Source organism: Streptomyces sp. WM4235, from assembly GCF_001279725.1.
Taxonomy (GTDB): domain Bacteria; phylum Actinomycetota; class Actinomycetes; order Streptomycetales; family Streptomycetaceae; genus Streptomyces.
Genome location: NZ_LGDE01000013.1, coordinates 1 through 19,314, shown reverse-complemented (window position 1 = coordinate 19,314; position 19,314 = coordinate 1). Strand labels below are relative to the sequence as shown.

The window sequence follows — 19,314 nt, the reverse complement described above, 5'->3', positions numbered from 1 at the left end:
AGATACGCGGGCGCAGGGGGCCTGCCACACCATGAGCGTTGTCACCAACACGACCACCATCGGCGCCATCGAGGCTCCGAGCCGGCGGAACACCGAGCTCCTGCTGCTCGGCTTCGCCGTGGTCATCCCGATCTTCGCCTACGCCAATGTGGGCCTGGCCATGAACGGCTCCCTGCCCCCGGGCATGGTGGCCTACGGCCTCGGCCTCGGCGTCCTGGCCGGTCTCGCGCATGTCGCCGTGCGTCGCTACGCGAAGTACGCCGACCCGCTGCTGCTGCCGCTCGCCACCCTGCTCAACGGCCTCGGGTTGGTGCTGATCTACCGGCTCGACCAGTCCGAGCGGCTCCAGAACCTCGCGAAGCGGAGCTTCGGCGCGTTCTCCGAGTCGGCGCCGCGGCAGATGATGTACACGGCTATGGCCCTGGCCATGTTCGTGGGCGTGCTGCTGGTCCTCAAGGACCACCGCGTGCTCCAGCGGTTCACGTACATCTCGATGGCGGCCGCGCTGGTCCTGCTGATCCTGCCCGTCGTCCCGGGCCTCGGCGCCGACGTCTTCGGCGCGAAGATCTGGATCAGCGTCGGCGGTTTCTCCATCCAGCCGGGCGAGTTCGCGAAGATCGTCATCGCGATCTTCTTCGCCGGCTACCTGATGGTCAAGCGTGACGCCCTGGCCCTGGCCAGCCGCCGCTTCATGGGTCTCTACCTGCCGCGCGGCCGCGACCTCGGCCCGATCCTGATGATCTGGGCGATGAGCCTGCTCGTCCTCATCTTCGAGAACGACCTCGGCACCTCGCTGCTGTTCTTCGGCATGTTCGTGATCATGCTGTACGTCGCCACCGAGCGCACGAGCTGGATCGTCATCGGTCTGCTCATGTCCGTCGGCGGCGCCGTCGTCGTCGGCACCACAGCGAGCCATGTCAAGGCCCGTGTGGACGCCTGGCTCGACCCCTTCGCCTGCTACGCCAAGTCCGGGGCCTGCGAGCAGGTCGGCCAGTCGATCATGAGCTTCGGTTCCGGTGGCGTGCTCGGCACCGGTTGGGGACAGGGCAACTCCGACCTGATCGGCTTCGCCGCCAACTCCGACTTCATCTTCTCCACGGTCGGCGAAGAACTCGGCCTGGCCGGCGTGATGGCCTTCCTCCTGATCTACGGCCTGATCATCGAGCGCGGTGCCCGCACCGCCCTCGCCGCCCGGGACCCCTTCGGCAAGCTGTTCGCCATCGGTCTCTCCGGCGCCTTCGCCATCCAGATCTTCGTCGTCGCCGGCGGTGTCATGGGCCTCATCCCCCTGACCGGCATGACGATGCCCTTCCTCGCGTCGGGCGGCTCCTCCGTCCTCGCGAACTGGGTCCTCATCGCCATCCTCATCCGGATCAGCGACACCGCACGGCGTCCCGCTCCGTCCCCCGCTCCGTCCCCCGACTCCGAGATGACACAGGTGGTTCGTCCGTCATGAACAAGCCCCTGCGTCGCATCTCGCTGTTCTGCGGGCTCCTCGTCCTCGCGCTGCTCGTGCGGACCAACTGGTTGCAGTACGTCCAGGCCGAGGACCTCAGCACGCGCAAGGAGAACCGCCGGGTCCAGATCGCCCAGTACGCCACGGAGCGCGGCAACATCATCGTCGAGGGCAAGCCGATCACCGGCTCCTCCGTGACCGACGGCAGCGACTTCAAGTACAAGCGCACCTACCTCGACGGCCCCCTGTGGGCGCCCGTCACCGGGTACGCCTCGCAGGCGTTCGGCTCCACGCAGTTGGAGAGCCTCGACGACGGCATCCTCACCGGCAACGACGACCGGCTGTTCTTCGACCGCACCATCGGCATGTTCACCGGCGAGAAGAAGGCCGGCGGCAACGTCATCACCACCCTGAACGCCGCCGCGCAGAAGGCCGCGTTCAAGCAACTGGGCAACAAGAAGGGTGCCGTCGCGGCGCTCGACCCGCGCACGGGCGCCATCCTGGCCCTGGTCAGCACCCCCTCGTACGACCCGTCCAGCTTCGCCGGCTTCTCGAAGAACGACGAGAAGGCCTGGGTCCAGCTGAAGGACAGCGAGGACAAGAACCTGGTCAACCGCGCCCTGCGCGAGACCTACCCGCCGGGCTCCACCTTCAAGGTGGTCACGGCCGCGGCCGCCCTGGAGAACAACGTGGTGAGCGACATCAACGCCGCCACGGACACTCCCGAGCCGTACATGCTGCCCGGCACCCGGACCCCGATGGTCAACCACGCGAGCGGCTGCGAGAAGGCGACGCTGAACTTCGCGCTCCAGGTCTCCTGCAACTCCGTGTTCGCGAACATGGGCGACAAGGTCGGCCGCGACAAGATGGTCGAGACCGCCGAGAAGTTCGGCTTCAACAGCACCGTCGACACCCCGGTCCGCGCCTTCGCCAGCGTCTACGACAAGACGATGGGCAAGGACGGCAACGCGCAGAGCTCCATCGGCCAGTTCAACACCGCCGCCACCCCGCTCCAGATGGCCATGGTCACCGCCGCCATCGCGAACGACGGCAAGCTGATGAAGCCGTACATGGTCGACCAGCTGACCGCTCCCAATATCGACACCGTCGAGAAGCACGAGCCGCAGGAGATGAGCCGCCCGCTCTCCCCGGCGAACGCGCAGAAGGTCCAGCAGATGATGGTCAACGTCGTCGAGAAGGGCACGGGCACCCCGGCCAAGATCAAGGACGTCGTCGTCGGCGGCAAGACCGGCACCGCCCAGCACGGCGAGAAGAACGCCAAGCGCCCCTACGCCTGGTTCATCTCCTACGCCGAGAAGCCCGACGGCACCTCGCCCGTCGCCGTCGCCGTCGTGATCGAGGACAGCGCCGCCGAACGCGAGGACATCAGCGGCGGCGGCCTGGCCGCGCCCGTCGCGAAGGCCGTCATGGAAGCCGTACTGAAGAGCAACCGATGAGCGTCCGCCGGCACGGCGGGGAGGGTGATCCGGACCACTGATCCGGTCCGGATCGGAGCGTACGGTACCGGTCGGGTATCAGCCTGTGGTCACGAACCGATCACCCACGATCGGCCGGTAGCCTTTGCGCGAACAGCACACCGCCGGACCACACACCGGTGCGGTCGGGACTGACGGAGAGGGCTGCAAGTTATGGAAGAGCCGCGTCGCCTCGGCGGCCGGTACGAGCTGAGCCACGTGCTCGGCCGCGGTGGCATGGCCGAGGTCTACCTCGGCCACGACACCCGGCTCGGCCGTACCGTCGCCGTGAAGACCCTGCGAGCGGACCTCGCCCGCGACCCGTCCTTCCAGGCCCGGTTCCGCCGCGAGGCCCAGTCCGCCGCGTCGCTCAACCACCCGGCGATCGTCGCCGTCTACGACACCGGCGAGGACTACGTCGACAACATCTCCATCCCGTACATCGTGATGGAGTACGTCGACGGATCCACCCTGCGCGAGCTGCTGCACTCCGGACGCAAGCTGCTGCCCGAGCGCACGCTCGAAATGTGCATCGGCATCCTCCAGGCCCTGGAGTACTCCCACCGCGCCGGCATCGTGCACCGCGACATCAAGCCCGCGAACGTGATGCTGACCCGCACCGGCCAGGTCAAGGTCATGGACTTCGGCATCGCCCGCGCCATGGGCGACTCCGGCATGACCATGACGCAGACCGCCGCCGTCATCGGCACCGCCCAGTACCTCTCCCCGGAGCAGGCCAAGGGCGAGCAGGTCGACGCCCGCTCCGACCTCTACTCGGCCGGCTGCCTGCTGTACGAACTGCTCTGCGTCCGGCCCCCGTTCGTCGGTGACTCCCCCGTGGCCGTCGCCTACCAGCACGTCCGGGAAGAGCCGCAGCCCCCGTCGAACTTCGACCCCGAGATCACGCCCGTGATGGACGCCATCGTCCTCAAGGCCCTGGTCAAGGACCCCGACTACCGCTACCAGTCCGCCGACGAGATGCGGGCGGACATCGAGGCCTGCCTCGACGGCCAGCCCGTCACCGCGACCGCCTCCATGGGCGCGGCCGGCTACGGCTACCCCGACCAGGGCGGCTACGGCCACCAGGGGGGCTACGACCAGCCCACCACCGCCCTGCGCTCGGCGGACTCCGGCCAGACCTCGATGATGCCGCCGGCGGGTTCGGGCGACGGCGGTTACGGATACGGCGACCAGGGCGGCTACGACCAGGGTCACGGCCGCCGGCCGCAGAAGAAGAGCCGCGCCTCGACGGTCCTGCTGGTCCTGGCGGGCGTCCTCGTCCTGGTCGGCGCCATCCTCATCGGCAGGACCATCTTCGACGGGAACGCCGACAACCGGGCCAGCGTGCCCAAGCTGATCGGCGACACCCTGGTCGCGGCGCAGGAACGGGGCAAGAACATCGGCCTCCAGGTGGTCCAAGGCGGCGAGATGGAGTGCGACAACCAGCCGAAGGGCAAGATCTGCGAGCAGGATCCGGCCGCCGACACCAAGGTGGACAAGGGCAGCAGCGTCACGGTCAAGATCTCCTCGGGCGCGCCCCCGGTGGCCGTCATCGACGTGCGCCGCCTGGCGTTCGACAAGGCCGAGGCGGACCTGAAGGCCAAGGGCTTCGAGGTCCAGAAGAAGACCGTGGAGTCCGACCAGCCCGCGGGCATCGTCCTCGATCAGGACCCGAAGTCGGGCACCGAGGCCGAGAAGGGTTCCACGGTCACGCTGACGGTGGCCAAGGAGTTCTCGAAGGCCACGGTCCCGGACCTCGCCGGCAAGAACCAGGCCCAGGCCGCGAAGGCCCTCCAGGACGCCAAGCTGAAACTGGGCAGCGTCACCGAGGAGGACGCCCCCGCCGGCACGCCGGCGAAGACGGTCTTCAAGCAGCAGTACAAGCCGGGCGAGAGCCTGGACAAGGACACCACGGTCAACATCACCATCGCCAAGGAGCAGGTGGCCCCGGTCGCCGTTCCGACGCTGACCGGCCAGACCGTGGGCCAGGCGAAGCAGACCCTCCAGGGGGTCGGCCTGTCCTTCGGCGCGGTCCTCAGCGGTCCGTCCGAGGACGACGCCGTGGTGTTCGACTCCAACCCCGGCGTCGGCAGCCAGGTCCCGGCGGGCACCGTCATCAACGTCCGCACCTTCCCCAAGGGCGGCGGGGGCAACGGGGGCAACGGCGGTAACAACGGCGGCAACGGGGGCTTCATCGGCGGTCTCGGCCGCTGATCGACGCAGCCCCGCCGGGGCGACACTCGAAGGGCCCGGCCCCCTCCCATCGGGAGGGGGCCGGGCCTTTCGTCACTTGCGCCCCAGGGGCGCCCACAGGGCCCTTCCAGGGCCGTCCGGGGGCATCCCGGGAGATGGGGGTCCGGGGGTGCCGGGGCGGAACGTCAGCGCAGTTCCGCCGGCGGGGTGCGGTCGCCGTCCACCTTCTCGGTCCGCTGCAACTCGCCCCAGACGATGTACCGGTACTTCGAGGTGTACACCGGTGTGCAGGTGGTGAGCGTGATGTAGCGGCCGGCGACGGTCCGGCCCGACTCCTTCGGGATCGGGCTGAGCACGTCCACGTTGTACTTCGAGGTCTGGCGCAGCTCCGCGAAGACCTTGTACACGTACCAGGTGTCGCGCGTCTCGAAGACGATCGCGTCGCCGTCGCGCAGCTTGTCGATGTTGTGGAACTTGGCGCCGTGCCCGTCCCGGTGCGCCGCCAGCGAGAAGTTGCCCTTGGCGTCCCACGGCAGCGCGGACTTGACCGGCTCCGTGTAGTAGCCGGCGACCCCGTCGTTCAGGACGTCCGGGGCGATGCCCGGCTTGACCAGCACCTCGCCGTTCTTCATCGCGGGCACGTGCAGGAAGCCGATGCCGCCCTGGGTGTCGAGCGCCCCCGGCGCGGCGGGCTTCTGGTCGGAGGGAGCGGGCGAACGCTGCCACTGCTCGCGGACGGCGTCGCCCTTGGCCGACGCGTGCCGGTCGGCGAGCACGTTCGTCCACCACAGCGAGTAGGCCACGAACAGGCCCAGGACCAGTCCGACCGTGATCAGGAGTTCGCCCAGCAGGCTCAGGAAACCGGCGAGCACACCGCGGTTGCGGCTCGGCGGTGCGGAACGGCGACGGCGGGCACGAGACACTGCGGATTCGTCCTCTACGACGTACGAGCGGTCAGGCGGCTCTTCACGGGCCCTCGCGGGCCCCGCCGGCTCTCCGGGGGCTCTTGGTTACGGGCTCTCACGGACTCTCACGGGCTCTCACGGGCTCTTCAGCGCGGGTGGAACGCCCTGGCTGCGGGGGCGTTCCTCGACCATCCTGCCCCATACGATCATCCGGTAGGTGCTGGTGAACTCGGGGGTGCAGGTCGTCAGTGTGAGGTACCGGCCCGGGGTCGTGAAGCCGGAACCCTCCGGCACCGGCTTGATCACCGACACGTTCGCGGGCGAGGTCTGCGCCAACGCCGAGGTCATCTCGTACGTGTAGTACGCGTCCCGCGTCTCCACCACGATCGGGTCGCCGGGCACCAGCTTGTTGATGTAGCGGAACGGCTCCCCGTGGGTGTTCCGGTGTCCGGCCACCGCGAAGTTGCCCTGCTTGTCCGCCGGCATCGCCGTCTTCAGGGAGCCTTCGGAGTAGTGCCCGACCAGCCCCTTGTCCAGCACCTTGGGCTTGCTGATGCCCTCGGCCACCGGCACCTTCACGTCCAGCTTCGGGATGTACATGATCGCGAACCCCTGTCCCGGCTCGAAGGCCTCGACCTGCGGCGCGGCGGCGGCGCCCGGGTTGCGTTCCCAGTTCTGCCGCAGCGATCCGGCGGCTCCGTCCACCGCCCGTTCCGCCAGCAGGTTCGTGTACCAGAGCTGGTAGGTGACGAACAGCAGCATCACGAGGCCCGTCGTGATGAACAGCTCCCCGAGCGCCCGGGTGAGCACCACCAGCGGGCCGCCCGAGCGTGGGGGCCGACGCCGGCGCCCGCCCCGCCTGCGCCCCCGCGCGTGGGAGCGCTTCGCGGCCTCCTGCGCCGCCCTGCGCCGCGCGGCCCGTCCCTCCGTGGGCACGGACGGCGCGACCGCAGTCACGCGACGGCCTTGCCCACCACCGGGGCCAGCCCCACCGAACGCCCGACGGCCCCGGTGTCACCGCAGCGCACGAGCCAGTTGGCGAGCATCCGGTGGCCCCACTCGGTCAGCACCGACTCGGGGTGGAACTGCACGCCCTCGACGTCGTGCTCCCGGTGCCGCAGCCCCATGATGATGCCGTCCTCGGTGCGCGCGGTGACCTCCAGCACGTCCGGCAGGGTCAGCGGCTCGGCGGCGAGCGAGTGGTAGCGGGTCGCGGTGAACGGCGACGGCAGTCCCTCGAAGACCCCGAGCCCCTCGTGCGTCACGGGCGAGGTCTTGCCGTGCAGCAGCTCGGGAGCGCGGCCCACGACCCCTCCGTAGGCGACGGCCATCGACTGCATGCCGAGGCAGACGCCGAAGACCGGCACACCGGTCTCCGCGCAGTGCCGCACCATGTCCACGCAGACGCCGGCCTCCTCGGGGGTGCCGGGTCCGGGCGACAGGAGCACGCCGTCGAAGCCGTCCTGCGCGTGCGCGAGCTCGACCTCGTCGTTGCGCAGGACCTCGCATTCGGCGCCGAGCTGGTAGAGGTACTGGACCAGATTGAAGACAAAGCTGTCGTAGTTGTCGACAACCAGAATGCGCGCGCTCACGGAGTGGCTCCCGATCCCTCGTCCACCGTCACATCGTTGAACGGAAGGAGCGGCTCGGCCCACGGGAAGACGTACTGGAAGAGCACGAAGACCACCGCGAGGACCAGTACGAGAGAGATCAGCGCGCGGACCCACGCGTTGCCGGGCAGGTGCCGCCAGATCCAGCCGTACATTCCGTCCGCGTCCCTTTCGTCCCACGCACCGCGGGGGCGGTACCGCAACAGACTAAAGGCAGCGGCCCGACGACAGGGGTCAGCTCGACAAACCCTCGGGTTCGCCCTCGGCGGCTCCCCGGGTGCCCGTGAGTTCGGCCCAGACGATCAGCCGGTGGCTGTGGCCCCATTCCGGATCGCAGGTGGTCAGGGTCAGGTAGCGGCCGGGGGTGGTGAAGGGGGAGCGCGCGGGCACCGCGTCGACCACGCCGGTCTCGTCGGGCAGGGTGCGCAGCGGCGCGGCCCGGACCGTGTACGTGTACCAGGTCGTCGCGTCCTTGAGGATCACGCTGTCCCCCGGCCGCAGCTCGGGGATGTCCTTGAAGGGGTCCCCGTACGTCCGCCGGTGCCCGGCGACCGCGAAGTTCCCGGTCTCGCCGAGCCGGCCGCTGCCCGGGTAGTGGCCGAGGCCCTTCTTGAGCAGCTCGGTGCCGGTGCCCTCCAGCACGGGCTTGTTCCAGTCCCGACCGAAGCGGGGCACGTACATCTCGGCGAAGGCCCGGCCCTCGGGGATCCGCGCCGGTTCCGGCCGTGTCGAGGGCCGTGTCGAGGGACCCGTCGAGGGACTCGGGGCGGCGGTCGTCGGCACCGGAGCGGGGGCCGGTGCGTGGGCGGCGGGCGCGGCCCAGCGGTCGCGCATCCGGGCCATCTCCCCGTCCATGGCCCGGTCGGCCTTGACCCCGGTCCACAGGAGCACGTACGCGACGAACAACACGATCACCGTGCCGACGGTCAGACACACCTCGCTGAACGTCCGTACCAGCAGCCGCAGTACGACGTCAGGGCGTGGCGGACTCCACGGGCTTCGCATAGTGGAGGTCCACTGTGCCGGAGTAGGCGGGGAGTGTCAGCTCCTTGTGCTCCTCCACTTTCCAGCCGAGCCCGTACGCGTTCACGTACAGCTGGTAGTTCTGCAGGGCGGGCGAGGCGGCCAGGGCCTTGCGCAACGCGCGCGGATCACCGACGGCCGACACCTTGTAGGGGGGCGAGTAGACCCGGCCCTGGAGGATCAGCGTGTTGCCGACGCAGCGCACGGCGCTGGTGGCGATCAACCGCTGGTCCATGACCTCGATGCCCTGGGCGCCACCGAGCCACAGCGCGTTCACCACGGCCTGGAGGTCCTGCTGGTGGATGACGAGGTCGTTGGGCTGCGGTTCGGGAACGTTGGGGATGCGGGCCGTGGCGTTCGGCGGCGCGTCGTTGAGCGTGACCGTCAGGCCCTTGCCGGACAGCTCCTCGGTGCCCGAGGCTGTGCGCAGGGCGGCCAGCTTGGCGTCCTCGGCCCTGGTGCTCCCGTCGTCGCGCTCCGCGAGGGCGTCCACCTGGTCGCGCACGGTCGCGGTGGTCCGCTCCAGCTCGGCGTTGTCCTGGCTGCGCTCGTGGATGAGGTCGGACAGCTTCAGGAGTGAGCCGTCCGTGCGAATGTTCGTACCCTTGGACGTGTTGAAACTGGTGACGAAGATGAGGCCGGCCAGGGCGAAAACGGCAGCGGTCAACAACCGGACGGGCCTGGCCCGGCCACGGGGACCCGCGGAGGAGTCGTCGGAATTGCTCAACGTAGCCTTCTCCTTCAACGCCACAGGTCCACTACGCTAACGGACGCCCGGGGCAGGCAAGGTCCCCAGCGCATCGACAGGAGAGCCCCTCGTGCCGAAGTCACGTATCCGCAAGAAGGACGACTACACCCCGCCGCCCACGCGGCAGGCGCAGACGATCAGGCTGACGAACCGGAGCTGGGTGGCCCCGGTCATGCTGGCCTTCTTCCTGATCGGTCTGGCCTGGATCGTCGTCTTCTACGTGACCGATACCCAGCTGCCGATCGAGTCGCTGGGCAATTGGAACATCGTGGTCGGGTTCGGCTTCATCGCGGCCGGGTTCGGCGTCTCCACGCAGTGGAAGTAGCCTTCCCCACGCGGTGTGGGTAGTCCCGCTCGCCCGGTCACAGCACTAGCGCAGCGGGACCACCCTGGGAAGCTCTCCCCATGAGTTATCCACAGCGTCATCCACACCTGAGGAAAAGACAGAAGATCTGTGGATAACTCTGTGGAGAGTTGACGCCGGTGTGATCAGGTGAGTGCGGTCAGTTGGGCCGTACGGACCACGATCACACCCATGACCAGGAGAAACACCGCCGCGCACGTCCCCCACTGGATCAACGCCCGCTTTCTGCCCGCGGCGGGCAGGAGCATCCCCAGTGCCACCAGCGCACCGGTGACCAGGCCGCCGATGTGGGCCTGCCAGGACACCTCGACGTCCCCGATCCGCACGAAGGTCAACAACAGCATCAGACCGACCATGATCAGGACCGGACGCATCTCGTAGCGCAGCCGGCGCGCCAGCACGACGGTGGCGCCGAGCAGTCCGAAGATGGCGCCCGACGCACCGAGGGTCTGGGTGGACGGCCCGGTCAGCAGGTAGACGAGGGCGCTGCCGCCCAGGCCCGACAGCAGGTAGAGGGTCAGGTAGCGGGCCCGGCCCAGGGCCGCTTCCAGGGGACCGCCGATCACCCACAGGGCGATCATGTTGCCGATGATGTGCCACCACTGGGTGTGCAGGAACACCGAGGTCAGCAGGCGGTGGTACTCGCCGCCGGCGACGCCGTGGAGCGGTCCGCCCCAATAGTCGACGTAGCCGCCGAGCAGCTCCAGGGGGAGGACGATCCCCGGCGCCAGGAGGGTCGCGAAGAACAGGGCGACATTGACGCCGATGAGGATCTTGGTGACGAGGTGCGGGTCGGCGGCGACCACGCCGCCGGCGATGGTGCGCGGGGCGTTCGCGGTGGGACGGTGGCCCGTGCCGGAGCCCTCCCGGACGCATTCGGGGCACTGGAAGCCCACCGAGGCGCTGATCATGCACTCGGGACAGATCGGACGCTCGCAGCGGGTGCAGCTGATGCCCGTGCCCCGGTCCGGGTGGCGGTAACAGCCCGGCAGACGGTCGGTGTCCATCGGTCCCCTCGATCGGTGGCGAGGCGGATGGTGCCACCCCGCCGGTCCGGTAGGTGTCCAGGTATGTATCCAGGACGGACGGGCGGGGCGAAAAGGTTCCCGGGGGCCGCGGTCGTCGGCTCCCGGCCGGGGCCGACCGGTCCCGGAGCCGCGGTCGGGCGTCTCCCCGGTCGGGTCAGCGCTTCTCGATCACGACCGACTGGATGATCACGTCGTCCAGCGGGCGCTCGGTGCGCGGGTTGGTCGGCAGTCCGGCGATGGCGTCCACGATCTTCTGGCCGGCCTTTCCGGTGACCTCGCCGAAGATGGTGTGCTTGCGGGTCAGCCAGGCGGTCGGCGCGACGGTGATGAAGAACTGCGAGCCGTTGGTCCCCGGCCCGGCGTTGGCCATGGCGACCAGGTACGGCTTGGTGAAGGCCAGGTCGGGGTGGAACTCGTCCGCGAACTGGTAGCCCGGACCGCCCGTGCCGTTGCCGAGCGGGTCGCCACCCTGGATCATGAAACCGCTGATGATCCGGTGGAAGACCGTGCCGTCGTACAGCGGGTCCGTGGTCTTCTGCCCGTCCGTGGGTCGCGTCCACTCGCGGGCGCCGGTGGCGAGCTCCACGAAGTTCCGCACGGTCTTGGGGGCGAAGTTCGGGAGCAGCTCGATCTCGATGTCGCCGTGGTTCGTCTTCAGGGTGGCGTAGAGCTTCTCGGCCACGAATCTGCCTTCCATAGTCATCACTGTCGGTACAGATACTCCCACGGGGTGCTTCCACGCACAGAAATCCTCCACTCGGATGCCCTGTCACGCATGCCGGTCGACGGTAAGGCAGGCATGATCCGACAAAGGGTGGAAAGGTGAACTGTGTCCGCCACCGAGGAGGAGGAACCCCGTGACCCGCAAGGACAGCGTGCACGCGGCAGCCGAGAGCGCCAGGGAGAGCATGCGGCACGCAGCGGAAGTGGTGGCGCCGTACGCAGGAACCGCCAAGGACGCCGCTGTGCACTATGCGCATGAGGCGAACGAGCTGCTGGCGCCCAAGATTTCGTACGCGGCCGGCGAGGCTGCCCGGCACGCGCGTACGACGTACGACTCCCATCTGCACCCCCACATCAAGGCGGCGCGCTCCCACGTGCCGCCGAACGTGGACCGGGCCGCGACGAAGGCGGTGAAGCAGACCCGGCGCGCCGCGCGACAGGCAGCCGAGTACACCCAGCCGCGACTCGAAAGCGCGCTCGCCGCGGCGCAGCCGGTGGCCGAGGAGGCCGCCTCCCGGTCGACCGCCGCCTTCGCCGCCCTGCGCGGCCAGGTGTCGGCCGAGGAAGTGCGCAAGCTGGTGCGGCGCCAGAAGCGCCGGGCCCGCACGGGCCGGGTGTTCAAGGGCGTTCTGCTGGTCGGCGTCGTCGCCGGCGGGGCGTACGCGGCCTGGAAGTGGTGGGACCGTCAGTCGAACCCGGACTGGCTCGTCGAACCGCCGGCAGCCACCGAACTGTCCTCCCGCGACTCCGCTCCGGCGAGCTTTGACGACGAGCTGGCGGCGAAGGAGCAGGAGGCCCGCTCGGCCGGCGACGACCAGCAGTAACGGGAGTCGCCCGACAGTCGGGAAGACACGGCGAGGGGCCCGGATCGAGATCGATCCGGGCCCCTCGCCGTGCCCGTCGCCAGCGGTCGGTCGGGGCCCGCGGTCGGTCGGGGCTCGCGGTCAGTTGGGGAGGGTAAGCACCATCCCCGGGTGGATCAGGTCGGGGTTGGACCCGACGACTCCCCGGTTCATGGCGTAGAGCTCGCGCCAACGGGCCTCGTTGCCGAGCTCGCGGCGGGCAATCGCCGACAACGAGTCGCCGGACTTGACGGTGTACGTGCGCTTCTTCGCGACGGGCGCCGGCTTCGGCATGGGCGCCGCCGGAACCGCCTTGTGCGCGGCGGACGCCGGGGTGGGCGTGTGGTGCGCCACCGGCCCGGCCGCCGGGGGCCTGGGCGGAGCCGGTGCGGGCCTCGGCGGCGCGGCGGGCCGCGGGGGAGCCGGCGCGGGCTTCGGGGGAGCGGCGGCGGCCATCCGGTCGGCGGCCGCCTTGGTGGCCGCGGCGGCGTCGGTGTACTTCCCGCCGAGGTCGTTGGGCGCGTCCGGGGTGGCGGGCTTCGCCACCGCCTGCTGTTCCACCTGCTCCTTCGCCGTCTCGGCGGCGTCGTGCGCCTTCTTCTTGTCGGACTTCAGGAAGTCGAAGATTCCCATGGTGTGTACGCCTCCGGCGTGGTGTCGCCCCCTGGCACAGTGCCTCCCTCCACTCTCGGCCACCCGGCGCCGACCGGCCGGGTGACTGAGCCGACCGGGGGACACCGCGGGCCGGACGCCCCCGGGGGTTCGCGGTCCCCCTGACGGACACGGCGGGCCGGTCGGGGGCTCTCGGCAGGGCGCGACCACGAGACCGCCGGCAACCAGCTCCCGTCCGCGCACCGGGCCTTCCCGCGCGGCCCCGGAAAGGCCGGCCGGCACAGCGCGACGCACCCCGTCGACGGTCCGTCGACTCTCCCCGGCGGCCGGCGCGCCCCGCTCGGTGCCGGGTCGGCCACCGTTTCCGGCGACCGACCGCAGCGGTGCCCGCACCCCGCCGCGCACACGAAAAAGGCGTCAACACGTCAACCATCCCGAGACCTACCAGCGCATCCTCCAGGCCAAGGCAGAGCGCGAAGAGGCCCGTCGTCGAGAACAGGCGGCACAGGAAGCCCGGCAAGCGGCGCAACTGCGCCAGAAGGAGGCCGTCGCGCTCGCCATCGCCTGCGGCTACTGCCGATCCCCCTCCGAGGCAGCCTGCGTCATCCCAGGTACTGGAGAAGCCTTCAAACGGATCTTTCACCAGGCGCGTTATGCGCTCGCTGTCCATGCGGTCGAGGCTCAACAAGGGACCTGCCCGTCATGTGGCGCTCAACGCGGTGCGCTCTGCCAGACCAGCTCCGGGGGAAACGCAGGCAGTGCTCACGCGGCTCGCCGCCGCGCCTCCCAATAGGCCCGCCGTGCACTCAGGTCCGGGCGGTACAGGCGGGAAGCCGCTGCAACTCACGGACGGGAAGGAATCCCCCTGATCCGTCAGCCTTGAGAGTACGGATCGGAGTAGGGCTCCAACGACTGTCGCACAGCCTGTTGGACCGTCTCGATGCGTGCCCCCGGAGCATAGGAGCGGGCACGGGTCTGTCCGTGCGCGACGAGCCAGCCACGGCGAACCAAGTCACGAAGGTCGCGAATCGCCTGCTGGTCCGAGAGTTCGGCGTCGTGCTGATAAACCGCCCGCCGTACGCGAGATCCCCAGAATGCGGGCAGCAAGGCATACACAACACGTTCGTCCATGCCATCTGCCGCGGCCTCCTCGCCTAGCCTGATCCAGGCCCTCGCAAGGAGATCCGTACGACGCTGCGCGACCTGCGCCTGCCGGTGGTGTGCACCCAGGCAGAAGCGGATCCACGGGTGCGTGTCTCGCTTCGGGCTCCAGGCCGGGCCACCGACTTCCTGCAGCACGTTGTAGTAGCCGTAGGTGTTGCGGCCGTACCCGAGCCACTCCTCAATGGAGGAGAACTCTGGTGGCATCAAGGCCTCACGGGCGAACACGAGGGTGGAGATCGAGCGCGACATGCGCCCGTTTCCGTCCTTCCAAGGGTGAATATTGACCAGGTTGAGGTGCGCCATGGAGGCTCTTACGTGCACGGGAGCATCCAGGTCACCATCGTTGAGCCAGTCGATCAGCTCGTTCATGAGCCCGGGCACCTGCTCGAAATCCGGTGCCGTGTAGGCAGGCACAAGGGGATCGTCGGGGCTGGTGACAAACACCTGTCCATCCCGCCATCGACCGGGCCGCTTGTCCAGATGATGGCCCTGCAACATGAAGTGCAGGCCGTTGAGCAGACCCCCGTCGTACCGAAACCCTGGACCTGCATCCGACAGAGCCTGGATGTAGGTCATGGCCCGCTGGTAACCCTCCAGTTCTACCCTCGTCCGTTCCTCGGTCTCCAGCGGCTCCTCACCCGACATCAGCGCCTCGACGTCATCCACGGTCGCGGCATAGCCCTCGATGGTGTTCGAACCAGCAATCGCGCGAGCCGTCAGGTTCCGCCGTAGCTGTCCCTGCCAGCGCGGCTGCGCACGCAGCTGATGCCGCAGGCGCTGCCGCATCTCCTCGATCTCGCCAAGGACACGGCGGTCGTCGTCATCCAGAGAAGGAGTTCCATAGAGCATGACTCGATGACAGCATGACTGAATGATTCAGTCAATTTTTCATCCCATGCCGTTACATCCCGAGGCCCTTACACCTGGCCGTCCGAGCCATCGACGAACAGGACGCTGAGTGCGTCCAGAATCCATTCCCCGCTGGTCACGGTGACCCCATCCCGTGTCACCGGATGGACGAGCATCCCCGTGGCCGCGAGCACCGCCAGAGCTGCCTCCTTCACCCCGAGGGCGGGAGCCAGCCGTAAGTGCAGCCGGTGAAGTCTGGCCGCGTCCCGCGCAATGATCTTCCCCTCGAAGTGCCAGTCGGGAGCCCCTTCCCGGGCTTGCTCAAGGAGCCCGAGCTCCGCAGGAACCCTGCGCGGGTCCCAGGCATCCGGGTGGGCATGTAGCCAGGCGACGACAGCCGCCAGATCATCATGGCCGGGGGCGGTCACCCCGGCCGCGGCAATCGATGCCGCGACAGGGGGCGGCAATCCCTCCCTGAGTTGCGGAATGCTCGTGTCGATCGGGTTGAGATCAAGAACGCTGTAGAACAGCGCACGAGTCATCGCCGCCGGGCCGTTGCCGGCGATGGCACTGAACGGCTTGAGTTCCCACTCGGTTTCGGCAACTGCTCGTTGAGCATCGCCCTCGAACCTGTTGACCGCGTAGGTACTCATGTGTGCGCGGGGAGCGCGGGGGTTCTTCTGAGCTGCTTCTGCTGCGGCACGCGTCGCACGCCACACGAGGTTGTAGATCTCCCCAAGGGGCCGGTGTTCGGCGACCTTGTAGGCCGCATCGCCAAGTCGAGCACCATGGTTCTCCGGAACCGGAGGCAGGTTCAGCTCCTCCAGTCGGTTGGTGAAGTAGCGGAGCGCCTCCTCCGCGATGAGTTCCCGCGCGAGCGCCAGCAGCTCGGCCTGCTGCGTCGCGCTCATGAGGGCCGGACCCAGGGCGGCGGCGAGGTCGATGTCGAGCTGTTCGGCCGCCATTCCCTGGCTCGTGCCGAAGGGGGCGTAGTACCGAGCCCTCAGCGGATGGAAACTGCCGTTGAGTTCGGGCGCAGCAAGGGCATCCAGGTCTCCTCCGGCGTCCCGTAGCGCGTGCTCGAAACTGGCTGGGTCCCAGACGAATGCCTCAGCCGGGCTGGTGGGATGAATCTTCAGCAGCTCGGCCCTGACCAGCGATCCCAGTAACTCGGTCACCTCACCCATGTCCGGGTACAGGGGGTCGAGCCAAGCTCCGATATCGGCGATCGGGGAGGTCGAGGAGGCGTACCTCAGGAGTGCCAGAGTCGCGACCATGTCCTTGACGGAGACAGAGAGCGGCTCCGTGCGTTCGCGGGGAAAGACGGTCGCATAGCGCTGTGCGACAACCTCCTTCTGGACTTCGGCCCACGCGGCGCCGGTGTCGTGGAGGACCTCCTGCTGCCGCGTCCTGGCTCTGCCGGCCTCCCTCTTGGCCTTGCGCGCCGGATCGAGGACCACGCGCACTGCGGAAAGCAACGACTCCGTGCACTCCACACAGGCGGAATCCTGGCCGTCGCACACCTGCTGGAAGGCCGTCCGTGAAGTGAGGCTCAATGCTTCCCCGCATTGGCTACACGTCCGCCCCGGGACCACGGCGCGGACGCCGGCCGCCGCGACGGCATAGATCTGGTGTCCCCATCCCGCAGTGTCGATGTCCTTGACCTTCTCGCACCACACAGGAGTACCGAGCTCCGGGGAGAAGCCTGCCAAGGCCCAATAGCGCTCACCAATGACGACGAGATCCGGGTCGGCCCCGGGATTCGGGACGAGCTCCGGAACGAGCTTGCCAAGATCTTCAAGTACCGACTGTGGGTCGGGAAGGTCGCTCACGCCGCTCACTGTAGGGCGGGAACCCGACCGCGCGGGATCAAATGAGCTGCCCTGCTCGCCATGACTTCAGGGCCGAACCCGGCGCCTTCCCGATCCGCTCACCCAGTCCTGCAGCCACCAGGAGATCCACCAGACAGACCTCCCGCACGACTGCCGCGTTTTGTCCGTTTGGCCGTGTTGGCGCGTCAACGAGGCCAAACGGACAAAAGACCCCCTTGACTTGCGTTTCCGCAGGTCAAGGGGGTCTTCGCGATGTGGAGCCTAGGAGATTCGAACTCCTGACATCTGCCTTGCAAAGGCAGCGCTCTACCAACTGAGCTAAGGCCCCGAAAAGTGGACACGGCCGCCCCCGGAGAAGGAGTGGTCGTTCCGCAGAACAGAGTACCGGGTGTACCCCCTCATCCCGCAAAATGATAGGGACTCCCGCCCCGCGACCACTCTCCGTAAGATGCTCGCGAGGTTCGCACCAGCGAAGGGGAGTAGTAAGAGTGGACGCTGTACAGCAAGAGGCCACGGCCAGAGCCAGAGAGCTTCAGCGCAGTTGGTACGGGGAGCCGTTGGGGGCGCTCTTCCGCCGGCTCATAGATGACCTCGGCTTGAACCAGGCTCGCCTCGCTGCCGTCCTCGGGCTTTCGGCGCCGATGTTGTCCCAGCTGATGAGCGGCCAGCGCGCCAAGATCGGCAACCCGGCCGTGGTCCAGCGGGTCCAGGCCCTGCAGGATCTCGCCGGTCAGGTGGCCGACGGAAGCGTCAGCGCGGGGGAGGCCACCGACAGGATGGACGAGATCAAGAAGACCCAGGGGGGATCCGTCCTCAGCAACAGCGGGCAGACGGCGGCCGGTTCGGGCGCGCCCACCGTCAAGCGGGTCGTCCGTGAGATCCAGTCGCTGCTGCGCTCCGTCTCGGCGGCCGGGGACATCATCGACGCGGCGGAGACCCTCGCCCCCAGCCATCCGGAACTGGCAGAGTTCCTCCGGGTGTACGGAGCGGGTCGCACCGCCGACGCCGTGGCGCATTACGAGTCGCACCAGAACTGAGTCACGGCGGACGACGACTGGCGACCGACGACCGACGACTGGCAACCGACAACTGGCAACTGACAACTGGCATCCGGCGACGACGGGGGACGGGCACAGCGATGGGTGAGGTCTTCGCGGGCCGGTACGAGCTGATCGACCCGATCGGTCGGGGTGGAGCGGGCGCCGTCTGGCGTGCCTGGGACCACCGCCGCCGTCGGTACGTCGCCGCGAAGGTCCTCATGCAGAGCGACGCCCACACCCTGCTGCGGTTCGTGCGCGAGCAGGCCCTGCGGATCGATCATCCGCACGTGCTCGCGCCGGCCAGTTGGGCGGCGGACGACGACAAGGTCCTGTTCACCATGGACCTGGTCGCCGGGGGCTCGCTCGCCCACGTGATCGGGGACTACGGCCCCCTGCCGCCCCGGTTCGTGTGCACGCTGCTCGACCAGCTCCTGGCGGGACTGGCGGCGGTCCACGCGGAGGGCGTCGTCCACCGCGACATCAAACCGGCCAACATACTGATGGCGGCCACCGGAACCGGGCGGCCGCACCTGCGGCTGTCCGACTTCGGCATCTCCATGCGCAAGGGTGAGCCGCGGCTCACCGAGACCAACTACGTCGTGGGTACGCCGGGTTACTCCGCCCCCGAGCAACTCCTCGGCGCGGAGCCCGACTTCCCCGCCGATTTCTTCGCCACCGGCCTGGTCGCCCTGTACCTCCTCCAGGGGCGCAAGCCGGACGCCCAGGCACTGGTGGAGCACTTCCTGGCGCACGGCACCCCAGATGCCCCCGAAGGCGTCCCCGCGCCCCTGTGGGACGTCATCGCGAACCTCCTGCAACCCGATCCCCAGAGCCGGTTCAGAACCGCCACAGGGGCCCGCAAGGCCCTTGCCGAGGCCATGGAGCTGCTTCCGCCCGCCGCGCCGGACGAGGAGCCGGTGGAGGTGTTCGACCAACTCGGCCCGCTCCCCGACGGTTTCGGCCCCCATGGGCCGCAGAACACCAGCGCGGTGACCCCCGGGAGCGGCCCCACCGCCGCCGTGGTCCCACACCCGGCCACGGGGCCCGGTGGGACCACCCCGACGGACCCGCGCACGGGCGCCGTGGCACCGCCCCCGCTCCTGCCCCCGGACCGGACCCCGTCGTCGGCCGCGCCCGCACCCGTCCACACCCCGACGCCCACCCCCGCCGCGTACGCGACGCCGCCCGCGCCCCTCGACGCGTTCGGGCCGCCCCCCACGGCGTACGGCCCCTCCGAGACGGGCAGTTTCCACCTGCCCCCGCCGGCCGCACCCGAGCCGGCCCTCACCCCGCTCGGCGCCGAAGCACCGGCCCGGCCCGCCCGGCCCGCAGCGGCCTCACCGACCGGCCCGACGACGCCCCCCGGCCCGGCCGCGCCCCGCGCCTTCCGGATCGCCCCGCCCCCGGCGAGGGTCACGGTCGGCATCCTCGCCGCCGCGCTCCTCTGCTT

Annotated in this window: 17 protein-coding genes, 1 tRNA gene and 1 pseudogene; 7 read left to right on the top strand and 12 right to left on the bottom strand. The window is 69.2% G+C overall.

Annotation, left to right across the window (positions count from 1 at the left end; translation table 11 throughout):
• Positions 1-31 precede the first annotated feature (31 nt).
• The 3 genes from ADK55_RS02555 to pknB all read left to right on the top strand — a co-directional run bounded on the left by ADK55_RS02555 (position 32) and on the right by pknB (position 5,145).
• Positions 32-1,456 (top strand): FtsW/RodA/SpoVE family cell cycle protein, encoded by a 1,425-nt coding sequence (locus ADK55_RS02555; protein ID WP_053675563.1) that lies wholly within the window; start codon positions 32-34, stop codon positions 1,454-1,456.
• Positions 1,453-2,913, top strand: a complete 1,461-nt coding sequence (locus ADK55_RS02550) for a peptidoglycan D,D-transpeptidase FtsI family protein (protein ID WP_053675561.1) — start codon at positions 1,453-1,455, stop codon at positions 2,911-2,913. The genes ADK55_RS02555 and ADK55_RS02550 overlap by 4 nt, the downstream gene beginning before the upstream one ends.
• 192 nt (positions 2,914-3,105) lie before the next feature.
• Positions 3,106-5,145: a Stk1 family PASTA domain-containing Ser/Thr kinase gene (gene pknB / locus ADK55_RS02545; RefSeq protein WP_053675559.1), complete on the top strand. Its 2,040-nt coding sequence runs from the start codon at positions 3,106-3,108 to the stop codon at positions 5,143-5,145.
• Between the two features lie 164 nt (positions 5,146-5,309).
• Here the strand turns inward: pknB and ADK55_RS02540 are convergent, their stop codons facing one another.
• The 6 genes and pseudogenes from ADK55_RS02540 to ADK55_RS02520 all read right to left on the bottom strand — a co-directional run bounded on the left by ADK55_RS02540 (position 5,310) and on the right by ADK55_RS02520 (position 9,389).
• The gene (locus ADK55_RS02540) at positions 5,310-6,047 is read right to left on the bottom strand and encodes a class E sortase (protein ID WP_053675557.1); all 738 of its coding nucleotides are present in this window, start codon (positions 6,045-6,047) and stop codon (positions 5,310-5,312) included.
• A 117-nt stretch (positions 6,048-6,164) separates the two neighbouring features.
• Positions 6,165-6,830: pseudogene (locus ADK55_RS02535) on the bottom strand (class E sortase); the annotation flags it as partial.
• Between the two features lie 152 nt (positions 6,831-6,982).
• A complete protein-coding gene (locus ADK55_RS02530) occupies positions 6,983-7,621 on the bottom strand; it encodes an aminodeoxychorismate/anthranilate synthase component II (protein WP_053675553.1) in 639 nt (212 codons plus the stop codon).
• The gene (locus ADK55_RS39015; protein ID WP_030011120.1) at positions 7,618-7,794 is read right to left on the bottom strand and encodes a hypothetical protein; all 177 of its coding nucleotides are present in this window, start codon (positions 7,792-7,794) and stop codon (positions 7,618-7,620) included. Before ADK55_RS39015 ends, ADK55_RS02530 begins: the two co-directional genes overlap by 4 nt.
• A 79-nt stretch (positions 7,795-7,873) precedes the next feature.
• Positions 7,874-8,644 carry a class E sortase gene (locus ADK55_RS02525; protein ID WP_053675551.1) on the bottom strand — a complete coding sequence of 257 codons (771 nt, stop codon included), beginning with the start codon at positions 8,642-8,644 and terminating at the stop codon, positions 7,874-7,876.
• Positions 8,613-9,389, bottom strand: a complete 777-nt coding sequence (locus ADK55_RS02520; RefSeq protein ID WP_053675549.1) for a DUF881 domain-containing protein — start codon at positions 9,387-9,389, stop codon at positions 8,613-8,615. The genes ADK55_RS02525 and ADK55_RS02520 overlap by 32 nt, the downstream gene beginning before the upstream one ends.
• A gap of 91 nt (positions 9,390-9,480) precedes the next feature.
• Here ADK55_RS02520 and crgA point away from each other — a divergent pair, with 91 nt between their 5' ends.
• Entirely contained in the window at positions 9,481-9,735 is a 255-nt protein-coding gene (crgA, locus tag ADK55_RS02515) for a cell division protein CrgA (RefSeq protein ID WP_053675547.1), read from the top strand.
• 164 nt (positions 9,736-9,899) lie between these two features.
• Here crgA and ADK55_RS02510 read toward each other — a convergent pair whose 3' ends face one another.
• Together ADK55_RS02510 and ADK55_RS02505 are read right to left on the bottom strand one after the other, a co-directional pair.
• Positions 9,900-10,781 carry a rhomboid family intramembrane serine protease gene (locus ADK55_RS02510; protein WP_053675545.1) on the bottom strand — a complete coding sequence of 294 codons (882 nt, stop codon included), beginning with the start codon at positions 10,779-10,781 and terminating at the stop codon, positions 9,900-9,902.
• A gap of 175 nt (positions 10,782-10,956) precedes the next feature.
• Positions 10,957-11,484 (bottom strand): peptidylprolyl isomerase, encoded by a 528-nt coding sequence (locus tag ADK55_RS02505; RefSeq protein ID WP_053675544.1) that lies wholly within the window; start codon positions 11,482-11,484, stop codon positions 10,957-10,959.
• A gap of 175 nt (positions 11,485-11,659) precedes the next feature.
• Here ADK55_RS02505 and ADK55_RS02500 point away from each other — a divergent pair, with 175 nt between their 5' ends.
• A complete protein-coding gene (locus ADK55_RS02500; RefSeq protein ID WP_053675542.1) occupies positions 11,660-12,349 on the top strand; it encodes a DUF5324 family protein in 690 nt (229 codons plus the stop codon).
• Between the two features lie 120 nt (positions 12,350-12,469).
• Here the strand turns inward: ADK55_RS02500 and ADK55_RS02495 are convergent, their stop codons facing one another.
• The 4 genes from ADK55_RS02495 to ADK55_RS02480 all read right to left on the bottom strand — a co-directional run bounded on the left by ADK55_RS02495 (position 12,470) and on the right by ADK55_RS02480 (position 17,152).
• On the bottom strand, positions 12,470-13,000 hold the full coding sequence (locus ADK55_RS02495) for a LysM peptidoglycan-binding domain-containing protein (RefSeq protein ID WP_053675540.1): 531 nt from the start codon (positions 12,998-13,000) through the stop codon (positions 12,470-12,472).
• 852 nt (positions 13,001-13,852) lie between these two features.
• Positions 13,853-14,992 carry a Fic family protein gene (locus ADK55_RS02490; protein ID WP_053675538.1) on the bottom strand — a complete coding sequence of 380 codons (1,140 nt, stop codon included), beginning with the start codon at positions 14,990-14,992 and terminating at the stop codon, positions 13,853-13,855.
• A 68-nt stretch (positions 14,993-15,060) separates the two neighbouring features.
• Positions 15,061-16,824, bottom strand: coding sequence for a hypothetical protein (locus ADK55_RS02485; RefSeq protein WP_159041262.1), 1,764 nt, complete (start codon positions 16,822-16,824; stop codon positions 15,061-15,063).
• 255 nt (positions 16,825-17,079) lie between these two features.
• Positions 17,080-17,152: transfer RNA gene (locus tag ADK55_RS02480), tRNA-Ala, on the bottom strand.
• Positions 17,153-17,312: 160 nt separating this feature from the next.
• On the opposite strand from ADK55_RS02480, the gene ADK55_RS02475 reads away from it, so the two are divergent.
• Entirely contained in the window at positions 17,313-17,861 is a 549-nt protein-coding gene (locus tag ADK55_RS02475) for a helix-turn-helix domain-containing protein (RefSeq protein WP_053675533.1), read from the top strand.
• A 101-nt stretch (positions 17,862-17,962) separates the two neighbouring features.
• The coding region (locus ADK55_RS02470) for a serine/threonine-protein kinase (protein ID WP_053675530.1) at positions 17,963-19,314 on the top strand (1,352 nt) is incomplete at its 3' end.

Coding starts and splice junctions, on each gene's coding strand:
- ADK55_RS02555 (WP_053675563.1), top strand. CDS start 32: ATGAGCGTTGTCACCAACACGACCACCATCGGCGCCATCGAGGCTCCG.
- ADK55_RS02550 (WP_053675561.1), top strand. CDS start 1,453: ATGAACAAGCCCCTGCGTCGCATCTCGCTGTTCTGCGGGCTCCTCGTC.
- ADK55_RS02510 (WP_053675545.1), bottom strand. CDS start 10,781: ATGGACACCGACCGTCTGCCGGGCTGTTACCGCCACCCGGACCGGGGC.
- ADK55_RS39015 (WP_030011120.1), bottom strand. CDS start 7,794: ATGTACGGCTGGATCTGGCGGCACCTGCCCGGCAACGCGTGGGTCCGC.
- ADK55_RS02490 (WP_053675538.1), bottom strand. CDS start 14,992: ATGCTCTATGGAACTCCTTCTCTGGATGACGACGACCGCCGTGTCCTT.
- ADK55_RS02495 (WP_053675540.1), bottom strand. CDS start 13,000: ATGGGAATCTTCGACTTCCTGAAGTCCGACAAGAAGAAGGCGCACGAC.
- pknB (WP_053675559.1), top strand. CDS start 3,106: ATGGAAGAGCCGCGTCGCCTCGGCGGCCGGTACGAGCTGAGCCACGTG.
- ADK55_RS02525 (WP_053675551.1), bottom strand. CDS start 8,644: ATGCGAAGCCCGTGGAGTCCGCCACGCCCTGACGTCGTACTGCGGCTG.